The organism is Capnocytophaga cynodegmi DSM 19736 (assembly GCF_000379185.1).
Lineage (GTDB): Bacteria > Bacteroidota > Bacteroidia > Flavobacteriales > Flavobacteriaceae > Capnocytophaga > Capnocytophaga cynodegmi.
Window position 1 is genome coordinate 25409 of the sequence record NZ_KB900737.1, and the last position, 17227, is coordinate 42635.

The 17227-nt window shown below is 36.8% G+C and carries 14 protein-coding genes; 10 read left to right on the plus strand and 4 right to left on the minus strand.

Translation table 11 applies throughout. The features are described from left to right. Positions 1–73: 73 nt before the first annotated feature. Entirely contained in the window at positions 74–985 is a 912-nt protein-coding gene (locus YW9_RS0110670) for a DsbA family protein (protein WP_018280160.1), read from the minus strand. A gap of 330 nt (positions 986–1315) precedes the next feature. Between YW9_RS0110670 and YW9_RS0110675 the strand changes: the two genes are divergently transcribed. The 10 genes from YW9_RS0110675 (at position 1316) to YW9_RS0110720 (ending at position 11297) form a co-directional block, all read left to right on the plus strand. After that, positions 1316–2167 (plus strand): SDR family oxidoreductase, encoded by an 852-nt coding sequence (locus tag YW9_RS0110675; protein ID WP_018280161.1) that lies wholly within the window; start codon positions 1316–1318, stop codon positions 2165–2167. A gap of 25 nt (positions 2168–2192) precedes the next feature. Next, positions 2193–3374 (plus strand): mannonate dehydratase, encoded by a 1182-nt coding sequence (uxuA, locus tag YW9_RS0110680; RefSeq protein WP_018280162.1) that lies wholly within the window; start codon positions 2193–2195, stop codon positions 3372–3374. Beyond that, positions 3371–4810, plus strand: a complete 1440-nt coding sequence (uxaC, locus tag YW9_RS0110685) for a glucuronate isomerase (RefSeq protein WP_018280163.1) — start codon at positions 3371–3373, stop codon at positions 4808–4810. The genes uxuA and uxaC overlap by 4 nt, the downstream gene beginning before the upstream one ends. A 1-nt stretch (position 4811) precedes the next feature. After that, positions 4812–5771 (plus strand): TRAP transporter substrate-binding protein, encoded by a 960-nt coding sequence (locus YW9_RS0110690; protein ID WP_040354162.1) that lies wholly within the window; start codon positions 4812–4814, stop codon positions 5769–5771. A gap of 1 nt (position 5772) precedes the next feature. Then, positions 5773–6249 carry a TRAP transporter small permease gene (locus tag YW9_RS0110695; RefSeq protein WP_018280165.1) on the plus strand — a complete coding sequence of 159 codons (477 nt, stop codon included), beginning with the start codon at positions 5773–5775 and terminating at the stop codon, positions 6247–6249. Between the two features lie 39 nt (positions 6250–6288). Next, a complete protein-coding gene (locus YW9_RS0110700) occupies positions 6289–7593 on the plus strand; it encodes a TRAP transporter large permease (protein WP_018280166.1) in 1305 nt (434 codons plus the stop codon). 27 nt (positions 7594–7620) lie between these two features. Next, positions 7621–8667, plus strand: coding sequence for a sugar kinase (locus YW9_RS0110705; protein WP_018280167.1), 1047 nt, complete (start codon positions 7621–7623; stop codon positions 8665–8667). 13 nt (positions 8668–8680) lie between these two features. After that, positions 8681–9346, plus strand: a complete 666-nt coding sequence (locus YW9_RS0110710; protein WP_026193984.1) for a bifunctional 4-hydroxy-2-oxoglutarate aldolase/2-dehydro-3-deoxy-phosphogluconate aldolase — start codon at positions 8681–8683, stop codon at positions 9344–9346. Positions 9347–9462: 116 nt separating this feature from the next. After that, a complete protein-coding gene (gene trmB / locus YW9_RS0110715; protein ID WP_018280169.1) occupies positions 9463–10134 on the plus strand; it encodes a tRNA (guanosine(46)-N7)-methyltransferase TrmB in 672 nt (223 codons plus the stop codon). 296 nt (positions 10135–10430) lie between these two features. Then, positions 10431–11297, plus strand: a complete 867-nt coding sequence (locus tag YW9_RS0110720; RefSeq protein WP_026193985.1) for a hypothetical protein — start codon at positions 10431–10433, stop codon at positions 11295–11297. A gap of 55 nt (positions 11298–11352) precedes the next feature. On the opposite strand, the gene uvrA is transcribed toward YW9_RS0110720, so the two are convergent. The 3 genes from uvrA to YW9_RS0110735 all read right to left on the minus strand — a co-directional run bounded on the left by uvrA (position 11353) and on the right by YW9_RS0110735 (position 16973). Beyond that, positions 11353–14115, minus strand: coding sequence for an excinuclease ABC subunit UvrA (gene uvrA, locus YW9_RS0110725; protein ID WP_018280171.1), 2763 nt, complete (start codon positions 14113–14115; stop codon positions 11353–11355). Positions 14116–14610: 495 nt separating this feature from the next. After that, complete coding sequence (gene feoB / locus YW9_RS0110730) at positions 14611–16728, minus strand: ferrous iron transport protein B (RefSeq protein WP_018280172.1); 2118 nt, start codon at positions 16726–16728, stop codon at positions 14611–14613. Then, positions 16725–16973: a FeoA family protein gene (locus tag YW9_RS0110735; RefSeq protein ID WP_018280173.1), complete on the minus strand. Its 249-nt coding sequence runs from the start codon at positions 16971–16973 to the stop codon at positions 16725–16727. Before YW9_RS0110735 ends, feoB begins: the two co-directional genes overlap by 4 nt. Positions 16974–17227: the final 254 nt, after the last annotated feature.

Consider the following 17227-nt stretch of genomic DNA (forward strand, 5'->3'; position numbering starts at 1 on the left):
TTGATTGACAGACAAAAATTTTATAAAAAAATACGTTTGATTTTTATGAAGTCAAACGTATTTTTTCGAATAATTATTTTTTCTTCCAGATGGAACCATTTTTAGTGGTATATTTCTCTAAAAATCCTTGTTCTACAAGCTGATTAAGATAGTTCTCACTATCGTTTCGTGACATTGTTGATAGTTCTGAAAATTCTCGAGCAGTTAAGGTTGGATAGTAGTCAAAAAGTGTTTGCCAATCTTTTTTGTATTCTTTTTTTACTGCATTTGGATTGAGTTTTAGAATAGCTTTTTCAAAATTAGCGTAAGGTTTTGCTTCATAAACAACCTCTCTGTTTCCCTGATTATCCGTGAAAATCATTGTAGGAAAACCACGAATGCCTAAATCTTTTCCTAATTTCAGGTCATTTTCGAATAATTCCTTTGCTTTATCCTCAATATCTTTCTTTAATTGCTCAACATCAAGTTTTGCGACAGCAGCAGCTTTTGCAATATGCTCCCATTGAGTAATGTTTTTCTTCTGAAGAAAAACCATTTCTCTTAGCTCTCGTAAAAAGGAAATTGCTTTGTTCTTATCTTGCATCTGGGCAGCTTTAAACGCTATTGATGGGGGATAAGAAGAATTCAAAGGATTTTCCAACCAAATATCACCATCTATTGGCATATCATAGTACAGACTCACTTCGTCCCAATGATGAGCCACATCCGATGGTTTGCTAATACCTCCGCTATTATAACTCCAATCAGGCAAAAGTCCGCCAGTGTGATAATTAAATATGATGGCGTCGCCATATTCCAATTTAAGTCTTCGAATCTGAGGCTCAATACCCCAACAGGAAGAACATATTGGGTCTGTGTAATAGGTAATTGTTATTAATTTTTCTGTTTTTGGGAGTTGAGAACTTACAATTTTATTTTCTGTTTGAGGTATGCTACAAGTTCCCTCTTTGGGGTCACAAAGTAGCGGATTGGTATTTTGTGACATAACTAAAAATGATTGAGTTAAAAATAAAAATGTTATAATAAGTTTCATAGTTTTTTTGAATTTGAAATTCATACGGATTATTTTTTGTGTTTATTCTTTTTTGTTTCAGGCAAAAGTATAATTTTTTTTCTAAAACTATTCACAAAAGACTGATAAATAATTTATTATAGTTATTCTGAAATATATTACTATATAATGTCTCTCGTTTTTGAAACCATTTTCTATGGTATTGGTAACGTAATTCCCTTTTTTAGTAACATTTGTAATAGAATAATCATTTGTTTTGGAATACTTTAGCACTCAGGAAAGAACTTAAAATCAAGTTGTATTATGGAAAATAAACTCAATTTGAATATATCGGGTAAGGTTGCTGTTATTACAGGAGGTGGAGGTGTGCTTTGCTCAACTATCACTAAAGACTTGGCAGCACAGGGGGTAAAAACGGCTATTCTTGATATAAATCGTGAAGTTGCTGAAAGTGTAGCTAATGAAATTGAAACAAAGTACAATGTTGAAAGTATCGGAATTTGCACAGATGTGTTAAGCAAAACATCGTTGGAAGAAACTTTGGAAGCAATTCATAGTAGATTAGGTACAATTGACTATCTGCTCAATGGAGCGGGTGGCAATGCTGCGTCCGCAACCACTCAAGCAGAATTCATTACTGAGGAGCATCTCGACCGATTGGAAGAAACATTCTTCGGATTACAGATAGAAGGTTTTGACAGAGTGTTTGCACTTAATTTTCAAGGGACTTTATTGCCCACAATGGTTTTCGCTAAAGATATGCTAAATAAAGGTAGCGGAGCGATTGTTAATATTTCATCAATGAATTCGTATACTCCTCTGACTAAAATTCCAGCATATTCAGCAGCCAAAGCAGCAATAAATAACTTCACACAGTGGTTGGCGGTGCATTTTGCTAAAACAGGTATCAGGGTTAATGCCATTGCCCCTGGTTTTTTGCTTACAAAACAAAATCGTTTTTTGCTAATTGATGAAAAAACTGGTCAAGCAACCTCACGAGGAAACAAAATCATAACTAATACACCAATGGGACGTTATGGAGAACCAGACGAGCTTTCTGGAACAGTTATCTATTTGTTTTCAGACTGGGCAAAATTCATCACAGGAGTAGTAATTCCCATAGATGGAGGATTTAGTGCATACAGCGGAGTATAAAAAATTAATCTTTAAACTATAAACAATGGTAGAAACTTGGCGTTGGTACGGACCACAGGACCCTGTGAGCCTATCGGACATAAAACAAGCGGGAGCTACAGGAATAGTGACAGCCTTACATCATATTCCTAATGGAGAAGTCTGGTTGATTGAGGAAATAGAAAAAAGAAAAAAAGACATTGAAGAAACTGGTTTGCGTTGGTCGGTTGTGGAAAGTATTCCTGTTCACGAGGATATAAAAAAGCAAACAGGGAATTATAAAACTTATATCGAGAACTACAAGCAAAGTATTCGTAATTTAGCGAGTTGCGGTATAAAAATCGTGTGTTATAATTTTATGCCTGTTCTTGATTGGACGCGCACAGATTTGAATTATGAAGTGGAAGATGGGTCGAAAGCACTTCGGTTTGATGCAATTGCTTTTGCTGCTTTTGATTTGTTCATTTTGAAACGGTCAGGAGCAAAAAACGAATATTCTTCAGAGAGAATCAAACAAGCAAAGGATTATTTTGAAAAACTCTCCAAAGAAGAGAAGATTTCTTTAACCCGAAATATCATAGCTGGATTACCTGGAGCTGAGGAAGGCTATAAATTAGCTCAATTTCAGCAAGTGCTTGATGACTACAAACATATAAACGCCCAAAAACTTAGAGAGCATTTAGTATATTTTCTCAAAGAGATTATCCCAATAGCAGAAGAAAATAACGTTTTGATGTGTATTCATCCAGACGATCCTCCTTACCCTATATTGGGGCTTCCAAGGGTGGTAAGTACTGAAAGCGATTATGCTTATTTGTTTGAAAAAGTTCCTAACAGATGTAACGGAATAACCTTTTGCACAGGTTCTTTAGGCGTAATTCCTCAGAATGATTTGACAAAGATGTTACAACGTTTTGCTAATCGTATCCACTTCATACACTTGCGAAGTACGAAACGAGACGAGCAAGGTAGCTTCTATGAAGCGAATCACTTGGAAGGAGATGTGGATATGTATTCTGTTGTTAAAGAAATTCTTACGGAAGAAAAATGGAGAAAAGAACAAAATTACTCAGATTTCCAAATTCCGATGCGTCCTGACCACGGACATCAAATGTTAGATGATTTGAGAAAGAAAACCAACCCTGGATATTCTGCAATAGGGCGTTTGAGAGGTCTGGCAGAATTAAGAGGGCTGGCAATGGGAATTTCAAAAAGTTTACAGCTATGAATTTCATCAATACAAATACTTTCATAACAGAAGATTTTCTGTTAGAAACGCCTTTAGCAAAGCGTTTGTTCTATGATTATGCAGAAAAAATGCCGATTATAGATTATCACAATCATCTTTCTCCGATGCAATTATCTGAAAATATTCCGTTTGAAAATATTACCCAAGCTTGGCTTTTGGGTGATCATTACAAATGGAGGGCGATGCGAGCCAATGGTGTGGACGAAAAGTTCATCACTGGAGACGCTTCTGACAAAGAGAAGTTTAAACAATGGGCGAAAACTGTGCCTTTCACAGTTGGAAATCCTCTGTTTCATTGGACGCATTTGGAACTTTTAAGATACTTCGGAATCAAGCAATTACTTCAGCCTAATACGGCAGAGTATATCTATGAGTTAGCAAGTACACTACTGCAAGGCAAAACACCAATGCAGCTCTTACAAGAAAAAAATGTTGAGGTTATCTGTACCACTGATGATCCTGTTGATGATTTACAACATCATCAAAATATTTCAAAAAAATCACAAAATTTGAAAGTGTATCCAGCTTTTCGCTCAGATAATCTTTTTCGTATTGAAAGCGTTGATTTTGAGGAATATTTACACAAGCTTTCTTTGGTTGTTGGATTTGAAATAAACGATTTGCAAGACTTTCAAAAGGCAATTGACCAACGAATCGATTTTTTTACTGAAAAAGGATGCCGTTTGTCTGATTTTGGTCTAGGTGAGGGTTTTTCTTTAGAGAATTTCAAAGAAGAAGAAATCAATGTTATTTTCAAGAAAAAGAAAGAAGAAGAAAAACTTTCTCATAAAGAGATATGCAAGTACAAAAGCTTCTTATTCTTGTATTTAGGTAGAAAATATTACGAAAAAGGCTGGGTACAACAGTATCATTTAGGAGCGATTAGAAACAATAATCAAAGATTGCTAAAAGCGGTAGGAAGCGATGTGGGGTGTGATTCTGTTGGCGATTTTAACTACGCTTCCTTTATGTCAGATTTGTTTGGAAAGTTAGATGCTGAAAATAAGTTGGCAAAAACCATTACTTATAATTTGAATCCATCTCATAATGAGGTTTTTGCGACAATGATAGGGAATTTTAATGGGAATAATATACCCAGTAAAATGCAATGGGGGGCAGCTTGGTGGTATCTTGATCAAAAAGAGGGAATTACAAGTCAGTTAACTACACTTGCTAATATGAGTTTATTGAGTCATTTCGTAGGAATGATTACCGATAGCCGAAGTTTGCTTTCATTTCCAAGGCACGAGTATTTCAGGAGAATACTATGTAATTTCTTTGGAAATTTAATATTTCGAGGCGAATTGCCAAATGATATTGATTTTTTCGGAAAAGTTGTGGAGAATATATGTTATTACAATGCGAAAAAATATTTTGGTTTTGAAAAAGAGCAAATGCCAACAAAGAATATGTGAGATGCTATCAGTAATCTTTCTTTTCTTGGTAATTGCCTGTAAGAAAGAAACTGATGTCAAGGTTTTGACCTTCGCTCATAATTTGCCTACATCGCATCCTGTACATAAAGGTGTTGAGGCGTTTAAAGAGCATCTGGAAAGCCTATCAGGAGGTAAAATGTCTATCGATATCTATGCTAATGGAAACTTAGGTACGGAAAGAGAGGTATTGGAATTGCTTCAGATAGGGAGCGTTTCAATGACTAAAGTAAGTGCTTCGGCGATTTCTAATTTTGTTCCAGAATACCTCGTTTTGGGCATTCCTTATTTATTCAGAGATAAAGAGCATTTTTTTAATGTTTTGGAAGGAAAAATAGGAGAAGAATTGTTGGAAAAAGGAACAACTTCGTGGTTAAGAGGTTTGTGCTTTTACGATGCGGGGAGCCGTAGTTTTTATACAAAAAAGAAACCCGTTAAGGAACCGAAAGACCTTGAAGGAACGAAAATCAGAGTTATGGGAGACAAAATTTCAGTATCTTTAGTACAATCTTTAGGGGCAGCTCCCACGCCTATGGCTTTTGGTGAACTTTACACTGCTTTACAACAAGGAGTAGTTGATGGTGCTGAAAATAATGCTCCTTCATTTGTTACTTCGATGCATTTTGAGGTATGCAAATACTACTGTTTAGATGAGCATAATTACCTGCCAGATGTGGTTGTAATAGGAACAAAATCATTAGAAAAACTTACACTTCAGGAAAAAAAATGGGTTTTTGAAGCAGCAAAGTTATCAGCTCAGAAACAGAAAAGATTTTGGGAAGAAGCTGAAATTCAAAGTATAGAGATTTTGAAGAAATCAGGAGTGGAATTTTTTACTCCAGATAAGGACTTATTTCGTGCGAAAACAGAAGTTCTAAAAACTGAATTTTTTAAAGATGAAAAAAGGTTAAAAATGATTGAAGAAATCGAACAATTGAAATAAAATGGAAAAGCTCTATAAAACAATAAATTACATTTTGGAGGTGCTATTGGTATTTCTGTTTGCTATTCTCGTTATAGATGTGTTTTGGCAGGTTTTTTCTCGATACAGCATTGGAAAGCCTCACGCTTTTACGGAAGAATTGGCTCGTTACCTCTTAATTTGGCTTGCAATTCTTGGTACGGCTTACGTTCGTAGTTACAAAGGGGAAATGGCAATTGATTATTTTTTCAATAAATTGAATGATACCAAAAAACGAATAATGAATTTCGCCATTGAGGTAATGATTTTGTTGTTTGCTTTGGTAATAATGGTTGTTGGAGGAATGAATTTGATGTACATTACGCTGAAATTGGGACAAGTATCTGCCACATTGAACATTCCTATTGGATACATTTATAGTGTGGTGCCTTTGAGTGGATTCATTATAATTTTTTATTGCATATATCATCTTCGGTGTTTGTATAAAGAAAATAAGTAGTAAAAACTATAGCTTTTTTAAGCCAAAACGTATTAGATTATGGAATTACTTGGAATTGTTTTTCTTTTTGTAGCACTTTTTATTTTGTTGTTTTTAAAAATTCCAGTGGCGTACAGCGTGGGGATTGCTACAACACTTACGATGTTATTTCATCTTCCATTTTTGCCGTCGGTCACTACCATAATGCAACGTATGACTATGGGAGTAGACAGTTTTGCTCTTTTGGCTATTCCTTTTTTTATTCTTGCTGGTGATATTATGAATCAGGGCGGGATAGCTAGCAGGTTGGTTGATTTTTCAAAATCATTGGTAGGGAGTTTTCCTGGAGGATTGTTGTATGTAAATATTTTGTCAGCGATGTTTTTTGGTGCGGTATCAGGTTCAGCTGTGGCGTCTGCCTCAGCGATTGGAGGAATTTTGAATCATAGAATGACCGAAGAAGGATACAAAAAATCTTTTAGTGCTTCTGTAAACATAACTTCCTCAACAGTAGGGCTTATCATCCCTCCAAGCAATGTTCTCATCGTATTCGCTCTGGCAAGTGGTGGGGCAGCCTCAATAGAAGCGCTTTTTTTAGCTGGATATATTCCGGGAATGTTATTAGGAGTAGGACTAATGTTAGTGGCGGGTTATTTCGCCATAAAAAACAAATTTCCGAGTGGAGAGCCTGTCCGCTTAAAGAGATTATTTGAGACATTCTCTCGTTCTTTTTTGAGTCTGTTACTTATTTTTATTGTGGTTGGTGGAATTGTTATGGGGATTTTTACAGCGACAGAAGGGGCTGTAATAGCGGTTGTTTATGCATTGTTACTGAGTTTTTTCTACCGTCAAATTCATTTGAAAGACTTACCAAGAATTATTCTTTCCAGTGCAAAAACTACTGCCATTGTGATGTTTTTGATTTGTACTTCGATGGCTCTATCGTGGTTGTTTGCATTTAACAACGTTCCTGAGCTGATTTCCGAACATTTACTGGGTGGAGTAGATAATCCAATAGTTATTTTACTGATAATCAATATTATTTTGTTGGTCGTAGGAATATTTATGGACATAACACCTGCGATTTTGATTTTCACACCTATTTTTTTGCCAATAGTAACCTCTTTTGGAGTTCATCCTGTCCACTTTGGGATTGTAATGGTACTCAATCTGTGTATAGGGCTGTGTACTCCTCCTGTGGGAACGCTTCTTTTTGTAGGGAGTGGAGTAGCACATATTGAAATAACGAAAGTAATTAAGCCTCTTCTGCCTTTTTTGGTGGTAATGATTATGGTTTTGTTTGTTGTAACATACGTTCCAGAATTGGCGATGTACTTGCCCAAGCTTTTTGGAGTTGTAAAATGAAATTGATAAATATAAATTTGAATAAAAATGAAAAAAGTAATCACATTTGGAGAAATAATGTTAAGACTTTCTCCACAAGGATTTTTGAGGTTTTCTCAAGCAAATAGCTTTGACGTGGTGTACGGAGGAGGTGAATCCAACGTAGCTGTGTCATTGGCAAATTATGGTATTCCTGTTGATTTTGTAACTCGGTTGCCACAAAACGATATAGGACAGTGTGCTATGATGGAGATGCGAAAAAGAGGAGTAGGAGTAGATAAAATTGTTTGGGGAGGAGACCGTTTAGGTATTTATTTCTTAGAAACAGGGGCGGTTTCACGAGGCTCAAAAGTTGTGTATGACAGAGCCCATTCATCAATGGCGAACATACAATCTGGGATGATTGATTGGGACGCCGTTTTTGAAGGAGCCCATTGGTTTCATTGGACGGGAATTACACCTGCCATTTCAAAAGGAGCTGCTGAAGCTTGTTTGGAAGCTGTGGAGGTAGCAAGTTCAAAGGGAATTACCATTTCGACAGACTTGAACTATCGTGCAAAACTTTGGAAATATTGTAATGAAAGACAACGTGAGGCTATTATGACAGAACTTACATCTCATTGTGATATTATTTTGGGAAATGAGGAGGATGCTGAAATGCATTTCGGGATTAAACCTCAAGGGATAAATGTACAAACGGAAGGGCATAATGTAAAAGCAGAAGCCTTTTTGTCCGTTTGCCAACAAATGATGGAAAAATTTCCTAAAGCTCAAAAAGTTATCACAACACTTCGCGGTTCGTTGTCTGCATCACATAACACGTGGGCTGGAGTTTTGTACGATGGAGAAAAAATGTATGAGAGTCGCCAATATCAAATCACACATATTGTTGACCGTGTGGGAGGTGGTGACTCATTTATGGGAGGTTTAATTTACGGTCTTATTACCTATCCCAATGATAACCAAAAGGCTTTGGATTTTGCCGTAGCGGCTTCTTGTTTAAAGCATACAATAAAAGGTGATGCCAATTTGGTAACCATTGCAGAAGTAGAAAAGTTAATGGGAGGAGATGCCTCTGGAAGAGTAGCACGTTAAAAAAGTATGAATTATGGCACGATTTACAAGGATAGAAGTAGCGAAAGCAATGCAGCATACAGGACTTGTTCCATTGTTTTTTTGTGATGATGTAGAAAAGAGTAAAAAAGTGATTAAGGCTTGTTACGATGGAGGAGCCAGATTACTAGAGTTTACCGCTAGGGGCGATTTTGCTCACGAAATATTTTCCGAATTATCAAAATATGCGGCAATAGAAATTCCACAGATGATTATGGGAGTGGGCTCAGTTACTGATGCTGCTCAAGCGAGTTTGTATATGTCTTTAGGAGCAAACTTTGTGGTTACTCCTGTGTTACGTGAAGATATTGCTTTGGTTTGTAACCGAAGAAAGATTCTTTGGTCGGCTGGATGTGGTTCTTTACAGGAAATTGCCAGAGCAGAGGAATTGGGATGTGAGATTGTTAAATTATTCCCTGGAGGAACTTATGGACCATCTTTTGTGAAAGCAATAAGGGGACCTCAACCTTGGACAAGCATTATGCCTACGGGAGGTGTTTCTCCAGACAAGGAAAATTTAAAAACGTGGTTTGATGCGGGTGTAACCTGTGTGGGTATGGGGTCCAAGTTGATATCAAAGGAAATTATTCGGAATGAAGAGTATGCGAAATTGCAACAATTGGTTGAGAAAACTATCAATATAATACAAGAATTAAGATAAAGATTTTCCGGTTTTTGACTCGTTTTTTAGTAATTTGAGAACTGTGTTTTGTCCAAACGAAAGATTAGACCAACAGAGTGATTCATTTTTTTGTATTTTTGCCCAAAAATTGAACTGTGGGAAGTAAAAATAAATTAAAACGATTTAAAGAAAACGAGACTTTTACAAATGTATTGCAACCCAAACGAGACGAGTTGCTATCAGAATATTTTCCATTTAAAGGCAAGTGGAATGAGCTATATTTCAAGAATAACAATCCAATCGTGTTAGAGTTAGGTTGTGGAAAGGGAGAATACTCTGTGGGATTGGCGAAAAGATATCCAAACAAAAATTTTATAGGGGTTGATATAAAAGGAGCAAGATTTTGGCGTGGTGCAAAAACGGCTATCGAAGAAAATATTGAAAACGTGGCGTTTCTGCGTACTCAAATTGAGCTTATTGAACATTGTTTTGCACAAGGAGAGGTTAGTGAAATTTGGATTACATTCCCTGACCCACAAATAAAATACAAACGTACTAAACATCGGCTAACAAATACAGAATTTTTGAATCGATATAAAAATATTCTTGCCACAGACGGATACATACACTTAAAAACAGATAGTGAATTTATGCACGGTTACACACTTGGGTTGTTGCACGGATTGGGTTACAATGTATTGTATGCAAACCACAATATCTATAATAGTGATGGTGTTCCTTCGGAGGTAACTGAAATTCAGACTTTCTATGAGAAATTTTATTTGGAACAGAATAAACCAATAACCTACGTTAAATTTCAGATTTAGAAAAATTTTGATGTATTCATATTATTGATATTCAGGCTTTTAATTTCTAAAATACTCATCTTAAGAATATCTTTTTTATAATTTTTCTTTTTTTAAATAAATTTTTAAATGTCTTATCTATGTGTTAAAAAGATGAGATGATTTGTTGTGATTTAACTTTTCTGCTATTAAAATATTGATTTTGATGAGTTTTTGTTGAAATTTGTTTACTTTTTTTGATTTTATTATTCCGTTAAATAGTAGTAATTTTGTTTCAGAGATGAGATTTAGTGCAAATAATTCAAAATTACTACAATATGAGAGGGAAAATGTTACTACTAGGGGCATTGTCGTGCTTTATGTTCTGTGTTGGATATGCACAAGTTGGAGTTCCTGAAAAGCCATTGAGCAGATTGGAGGATTATCAATTAAGAGGAAAGGTAAAAACTTATAAATTAACCCCTTATCACGTGCTTGATTCTTTTGGTATTATAAAGAAAACGAGCAAACCTGAATTCTGGAAAGGAGATATACTTTCTACATTTGATGACAGAGGTTACAAAGTTGAAAGTAATATGTACAACAAACACGGAAATCTTCAGAATAAAATCATTTACAAGTACAATGATAAAAATAAAAGGCTTTCTCGTGATGTTTATGGCGAACGTGGCTATATCAAAAATAAGTATGTTTACATATACGATGAGAAAGGTTACAAAACGGCTTACCATTGCTATAATTCCAGAGGAGAGTTGGTAGAGTCCTGGGTTTATAATAACGATGATAGGGGTCGTGAAGTGGAAGCAATTTATCAAGTTCCAAAACGCCCTTCAGAAACCCGTAAGTTTATTTACAAATATGATAAGTTGGGGAATGTGGAAGAGCTTTCTCAGTATTCAAAAGATGATGTACCTGAAGTTACTTGGAAGTATATTTACGATAAAAAAAGTTTAGTGACTGAGTTACACACTTATAAAGATAACAAACTATTCAGAAAGAGAGTAACCAAATACGACGCTTACGGCAATCCTACACAGATGCGAGAGTATGATAATGACGGGCGTTTCATAGAGGAAACAGATTATGAATATCAATTCGATGCATACGGAAATTGGATACAACGAATTGATTACGTGAATAGTTTTCCAAAACTTATGTACGAAAGAGAAATAGTTTACTACTAATATAGTCTTCTTACGGGTTAATAAAAAGCTGTCCATTGCGGACAGCTTTATTTTATTATTTCACCACTTCTCTCAAGTATTGAGCTGTGTAGCTCTGTTTGTTTCGGATAATTTCTTCGGGAGTGCCTTGTGCGATGATGGTTCCGCCTTTGTCGCCTCCGTCCAATCCTAAGTCAATTACGTAATCGGCTGATTTTATCATCTCCAAGTTATGCTCAATCACGATAATGGAATGCCCCTTTTCTATAAGTGCCTGAAAGGAAGCCAATAACTTGCGAATATCGTGAAAATGCAATCCTGTGGTAGGCTCGTCAAAGATGAATAGTACCTTCTCTTTACTTTCGGACTTCGCCAAGAAAGAAGCCAACTTAATGCGTTGTGCCTCTCCACCTGACAACGTGGAAGATGACTGCCCAAGTGTAACATAACCCAGCCCAACATCTTGAAGCGGTTTTAGTTTCGAGCTGATTTTTGATTGCTTATGTTGTTCAAAAAAAGCAACGGCATCATCAATAGTGGTGTTTAGTAAATCGTTGATGGACTTACCTTCAAAAGTTACTTCCAGCACTTCCTTTTTGAAGCGTTTTCCGCCACAAGCCTCGCAAGGAAGATGTACATCGGCCATAAATTGCATCTCGATGGTAACTTCGCCTTCGCCTTTACAAACCTCGCAACGCCCACCATCTACATTGAATGAAAAGTGTTTTGGCTGAAAGTTACGCAACTTTGAAAGTTTTTGTGAGGCATACAAATTCCGAATATCGTCATAGGCTTTTATATAAGTTATTGGGTTTGAGCGTGAGGACTTGCCTATCGGGTTTTGATCAACGAACTCCACAGACTGAATGTGCTTGTACTTTCCGTCAAGTTTTGAGAACTGCCCTGCTTTGTCGCTATTGATGTCCAACTCTTTAAGCATCGCAGGATATAAAATTCGCTTGATAAGTGTCGATTTTCCGCTTCCAGAAACGCCCGTAACTACCGTAAGCATATCCAACGGAAGTGTAACATCTATGTTTTTTAAGTTGTTTTCACGACAACCTATAAGCGTGATGTAATGCGGAGAGGTACGTCTTTCTTTCGGAAGTTCGATTTGCATTCGTTTGCTGAGGTACTTACCCGTTAGCGAATCTGCCGTAAGAATTTCGTCATAAGTGCCTTGTGCAACTACCTCACCACCGTGCGTTCCAGCTTCAGGACCAATATCAATGATGTAATCGGCTGCCTTCATAATGTCTTCATCGTGCTCAACTACAATCACCGTATTGCCCAAATCACGTAACGATTTGAGTACTCCGATGAGTTTTTCGGTGTCTTTCGGGTGCAAACCGATACTGGGTTCGTCCAAAATATACATTGAGCCTACCAAACTGCTTCCTAATGAAGTTGCTAAATTAATACGTTGGCTTTCTCCGCCCGATAGTGTGTTTGACTTACGATTGAGGGTCAGATAGTTTAATCCTACGTCCGAAAGGAATTGCAATCGATTTTCAATCTCCACAAGTAAGCGTTTGGCTATACTTCTTTCGTAGTCAGAAAGTTTCAACTCCTTAAAGAAAGTTTGTAATTCTTCTATGGAAATATCAACTAAATCTGAAATACTTTTTCCGTTAATCTTTACATAATCGGCTTCTTTGCGTAGGCGTTTCCCGTCACATTCGTTACATTTGGTTTTTCCGCGATAACGTGCAAGTAGTACTCGATTTTGTATTTTATAACTTTTTTCTTCAAGTTCTTTGAAAAAATCTGTCAGTCCGGTAAAAAATTTATTGCCTTTCCAAACCAATTGTTTTTGCTCTTTGGTGAGTTCAAACCACGGCTTGTGAATGGGAAAATCGAACTTGTAAGCATTCAAAACCAACTGGTCGCGATACCAACTCATCGTTTCGCCTCGCCACGGAAAGATGCAATTATCGTACACGGAAAGAGCTGTGTTCGGAATGATTAACTCTTCATCAAGCCCAATGGTATCGCCATATCCGTCACACTTCGGACAAGCTCCGTACGGATTGTTGAAGCTAAACAGATGAACATTGGGTTCAAAAAACTCAATGCCGTCCAATTCAAATCGGTTGCTGAACGTTTGTTTGTTCTGACTTTCAATCTCTTCGATGATGCATTCGCCTTTTCCTTCAAAGAAAGCAGTATCAACGGCATCTGCTAATCGATGTTTAAAATCTTCGTCGTGTTGTACAATAATTCTGTCAATAACAAGCAGAAAATCAGAGCTTATGCTGTTCAGGTCGGCTTCGTCAATGCGAATAATTTCGCCTTTATGCTGAATACGTGCATAACCCTGCTGTAATAAAATTTGAAGCACTTGGGGTGTTTTCCTACCTTCGGCAATATGTACGGGAGCTAAAAGCAGTAATTTTGTTCGTTCAGGATAGCTCAAAACGGCATCAACTACATCAGTAACAGAATGTTTTTTCACTTCTTTGCCAGAAATGGGCGAGTACGTTTTTCCGATACGAGCGAAGAGTAATTTCAAATAGTCATAGATTTCTGTGGACGTTCCTACGGTAGAACGCGGATTAGAAGTATTGACTTTCTGTTCAATAGCTATAGCGGGAGCAATTCCCACGATGTTATCCACTTTGGGTTTGTCGAGTCTCCCTAAAAACTGACGTGCGTAAGACGAAAGGCTTTCCACGTAACGGCGTTGCCCCTCGGCATAAAGTGTGTCGAACGCCAAGCTGGACTTTCCCGAACCCGATAAGCCCGTAATCACTACCAATTGATTACGCGGAATGCCAACCGTAATGTCTTTTAAATTATGAAGCTTAGCTCCTTTTATAAGTATTTCTTTGGTTTTCATTTCTTAATGTAGAGAGTTCTAAAATTAACTACGAGTTATCGTTAGGCTAAACGAAGTCGAAGTTTTTATAACTTACATAGGTAATCTTTTTCTTTGTTTATGTAAGTGGAAATAAATTAGAATACAGCCAGTAACGCCATAAACTATGCGTTTGCAAAGATAACAAAAAGCAAATTAAAAAAGTGACCTTTGCGTTTATTTCGGGGATTGGCAATATTTTTTCAGATAGAAAGTATTTCTGTTTTTGGGTAGCTATTTAGATAAAAAAACTACACTGTTTGCTGAAAATACTTTGACGTCAAAGTGTTTTAAGTTTACAGGCAAACTTATTTTAGTTTGACGTCAAACCTTTCTTAGTTATCAGTATGTCTGTTTTAATTTATTACGTCAGAAAAATTTTCGGTAGCCTAAAGAAATAAAAACCACACGCTACGTCTGTCCGCAAAGTGTGGGTTCGTTGTATCTGAAGTTGCCTTTTTCTGTAAAGAAAATTCGTTATAAAAATTGATACGCTAACATAGCACTCAGGTAGGCGACCCCCGTCATAAAGCACCATTGTAGGGCAGTCCATTTCCAGCTGTTGGTTTCACGACGTACCACCGCCATAGTGCTGAGGCATTGCATAGCAAAGGCGTAGAACAAAAGTAGCGAGATGCCAGTAGCAAAGGTATATACGGGCGTTCCGTCCGTGCGGGTTTCGCTTCGTAATTTTTCTAAAATAGTGCGTTCGCCCTCCTCTTCTTCTGTATCCAAATCACCGCCCAAACTATAAATAGAAGCCAGTGTACTGATGAAAACCTCACGTGCCGCAAAGGATGAAAGGACGCCAATACTTATCTTCCAATCGTAGCCCAATGGCTTGAAAATAGGTTCAATTGCTTTCCCGATGTAGCCTAAGTAGGAATATTCCAGCTGTGAGGACTCAATAAAATGAGCTGTTTGGGTTTCGTCCCATTGCTGTTGTTGAGCTAAAGTTGTTGCTTCGTTTTCGATATTGTTGTATTTCTCTCCCATTCCGTGTGAAGCTAAAAACCACAGAATTATAGAGATAGCCAAGATGATTTTCCCTGCACCCAGCACGAAGCTCTTTGTTTTGTCATACACAGTGATAGCTACGTTTCGCCACAGCGGAAGTTTATAATTGGGCATCTCGGCAATGAAAAAACTTTTTCCTTTCTTTATTTTCAGAAGTTTGTCAAGCACAAAGGCGGAAAGCAATGCTGCAACAAATCCCAAAACGTACAATGCAAATAATGTAAGAGCCTTGTAACTTATGAACAGAAACTCGCCATCAGGAATTACCAAAGCAATGATAATCAGATAAACGGGCAGTCGGGCAGAACACGTCATAAACGGAGTTACTAAAATTGTGATGAGGCGTTCTTTCCAACTTTCGATGTTTCGTGCAATCATCACGGCAGGAATTGCACACGCTGCACCTGATATCAGAGGAACAACACTCTTACCATTAAGCCCGAAACGCTTCATAATGTTGTCCATCAAAAACACAACCCGACTCATATATCCACTTTCTTCAAGCAGAGAGATGAAGAAGAAAAGAATAGCGATTTGGGGAATAAAAATCAAAATTCCCGTTATTCCTGGTAGAATTCCTTCGGTTAATAATTCCGTTAATGCTCCCTCAGGAAGTTTTTTGGACGTCCATTTTGTAAATTTCTCCAAGTTCTCTTCTATCCAATCCATTGGATAACTGCTCCAGTCGTACACAGCCTGAAACACGAGCAAAAGCACCAACGCAAAAATAATGTAGCCAAAAACTTTGTGAATAAGCACTTTGTCTAACTTTGCTCGTAGTGTTTTCGCTTGAGAAAGGTCTATCGAATATGTTTTTTTTAGTATTTCGTTTATTTGCTGATACCTCAAGATGGTTTCTCGCTGCTTCATCTGCTTGATTTGGCTTTCGCTTTTGGTGTTTCTTAAACCAGCGAGGTCAATTTCTTTATGGCTCTCAATGAAATCCGTATTGTGTGATATTATTAGCCAGAGTTTGTATGCGTTTTCTTTAGGAAACAGCGTGGTTAAATTATGGAAATATGGAGCATCTAATCGGTTGATGTCCAAAAAAGAATATGTGGGTAGGTCAGCACAGTTGGCAAGAACGCTTTTGAGTTCGTCCAAGCCGTTTCGTGTGCGTGTACTGGTAAGTATTACTTTGGTTTTGAGTTCCCTTTCCAGAGCAGGAACATCAATGCTGATGCCTTTTCGCTTCATTTGGTCTGCCATATTTACAACCAGAATAGTGGGTATGTTAAGGTCTTTTATCTGTGTAAATATCAGCAAGTTTTGCTTTAGGTTTTCAATATCAGCGATAACGGCAACTACATCAGGGTGAAGTGTTTCGTTCTTATTTAGAAGGATATCTACCGCTACGCGTTCGTCCATTGAATTGGCATTAAGGCTGTAAGTACCTGGCAAATCAATAACTTCAGCTTTAATATCGTCAGTGAGTTTGCAATGTCCGATTTTTTTTTCGACTGTAATTCCTGGGTAGTTTCCTACTTTTTGGTTTAATCCCGTAAGTGCATTAAAAATAGAAGTCTTTCCTGTATTTGGGTTTCCGATAAGTGCTACTTTTATTTCTCTTTTGGTCATATTTTGTTGATTTCAATTAATGAAGCCATTTCTTTGCGGATAGAAAGGTAGGAATTGTTCATATTAACGTAGATTGGATTGCCAAAAGGAGCTTTTTCGATAACTTCAACCTCGCTACCAACAAAGCACCCTAATTCAATTAGTTTTAACGGAATATTCTCAATGTCAATATGTTTTATGATTCCTTTTTCTCCTTTTTTAAGATGAGAAATGGTAAGTTTGTCTTTAACAGAAGCCTTGTTCATAAGGATTTTAATTTAGACTTAATTTAAGGGCAAATATACTTTTTTTTAGGTAAAATTGAAATTAGCAGTAAGAAAAAGTTTTGTTTTAAACAATGTGAAGTTATGAAAAGAGAAAACATAGGTAAATAAGTAATATCAATGAAATACAATAGTAATTGAATTTGGGCTTGTAATGATTTGTTAATTAATGATTTGTTGCTTCTTGTTGATGTGAGATTTTTATTATTGATGCCAAGATAATACAAAATATTTGG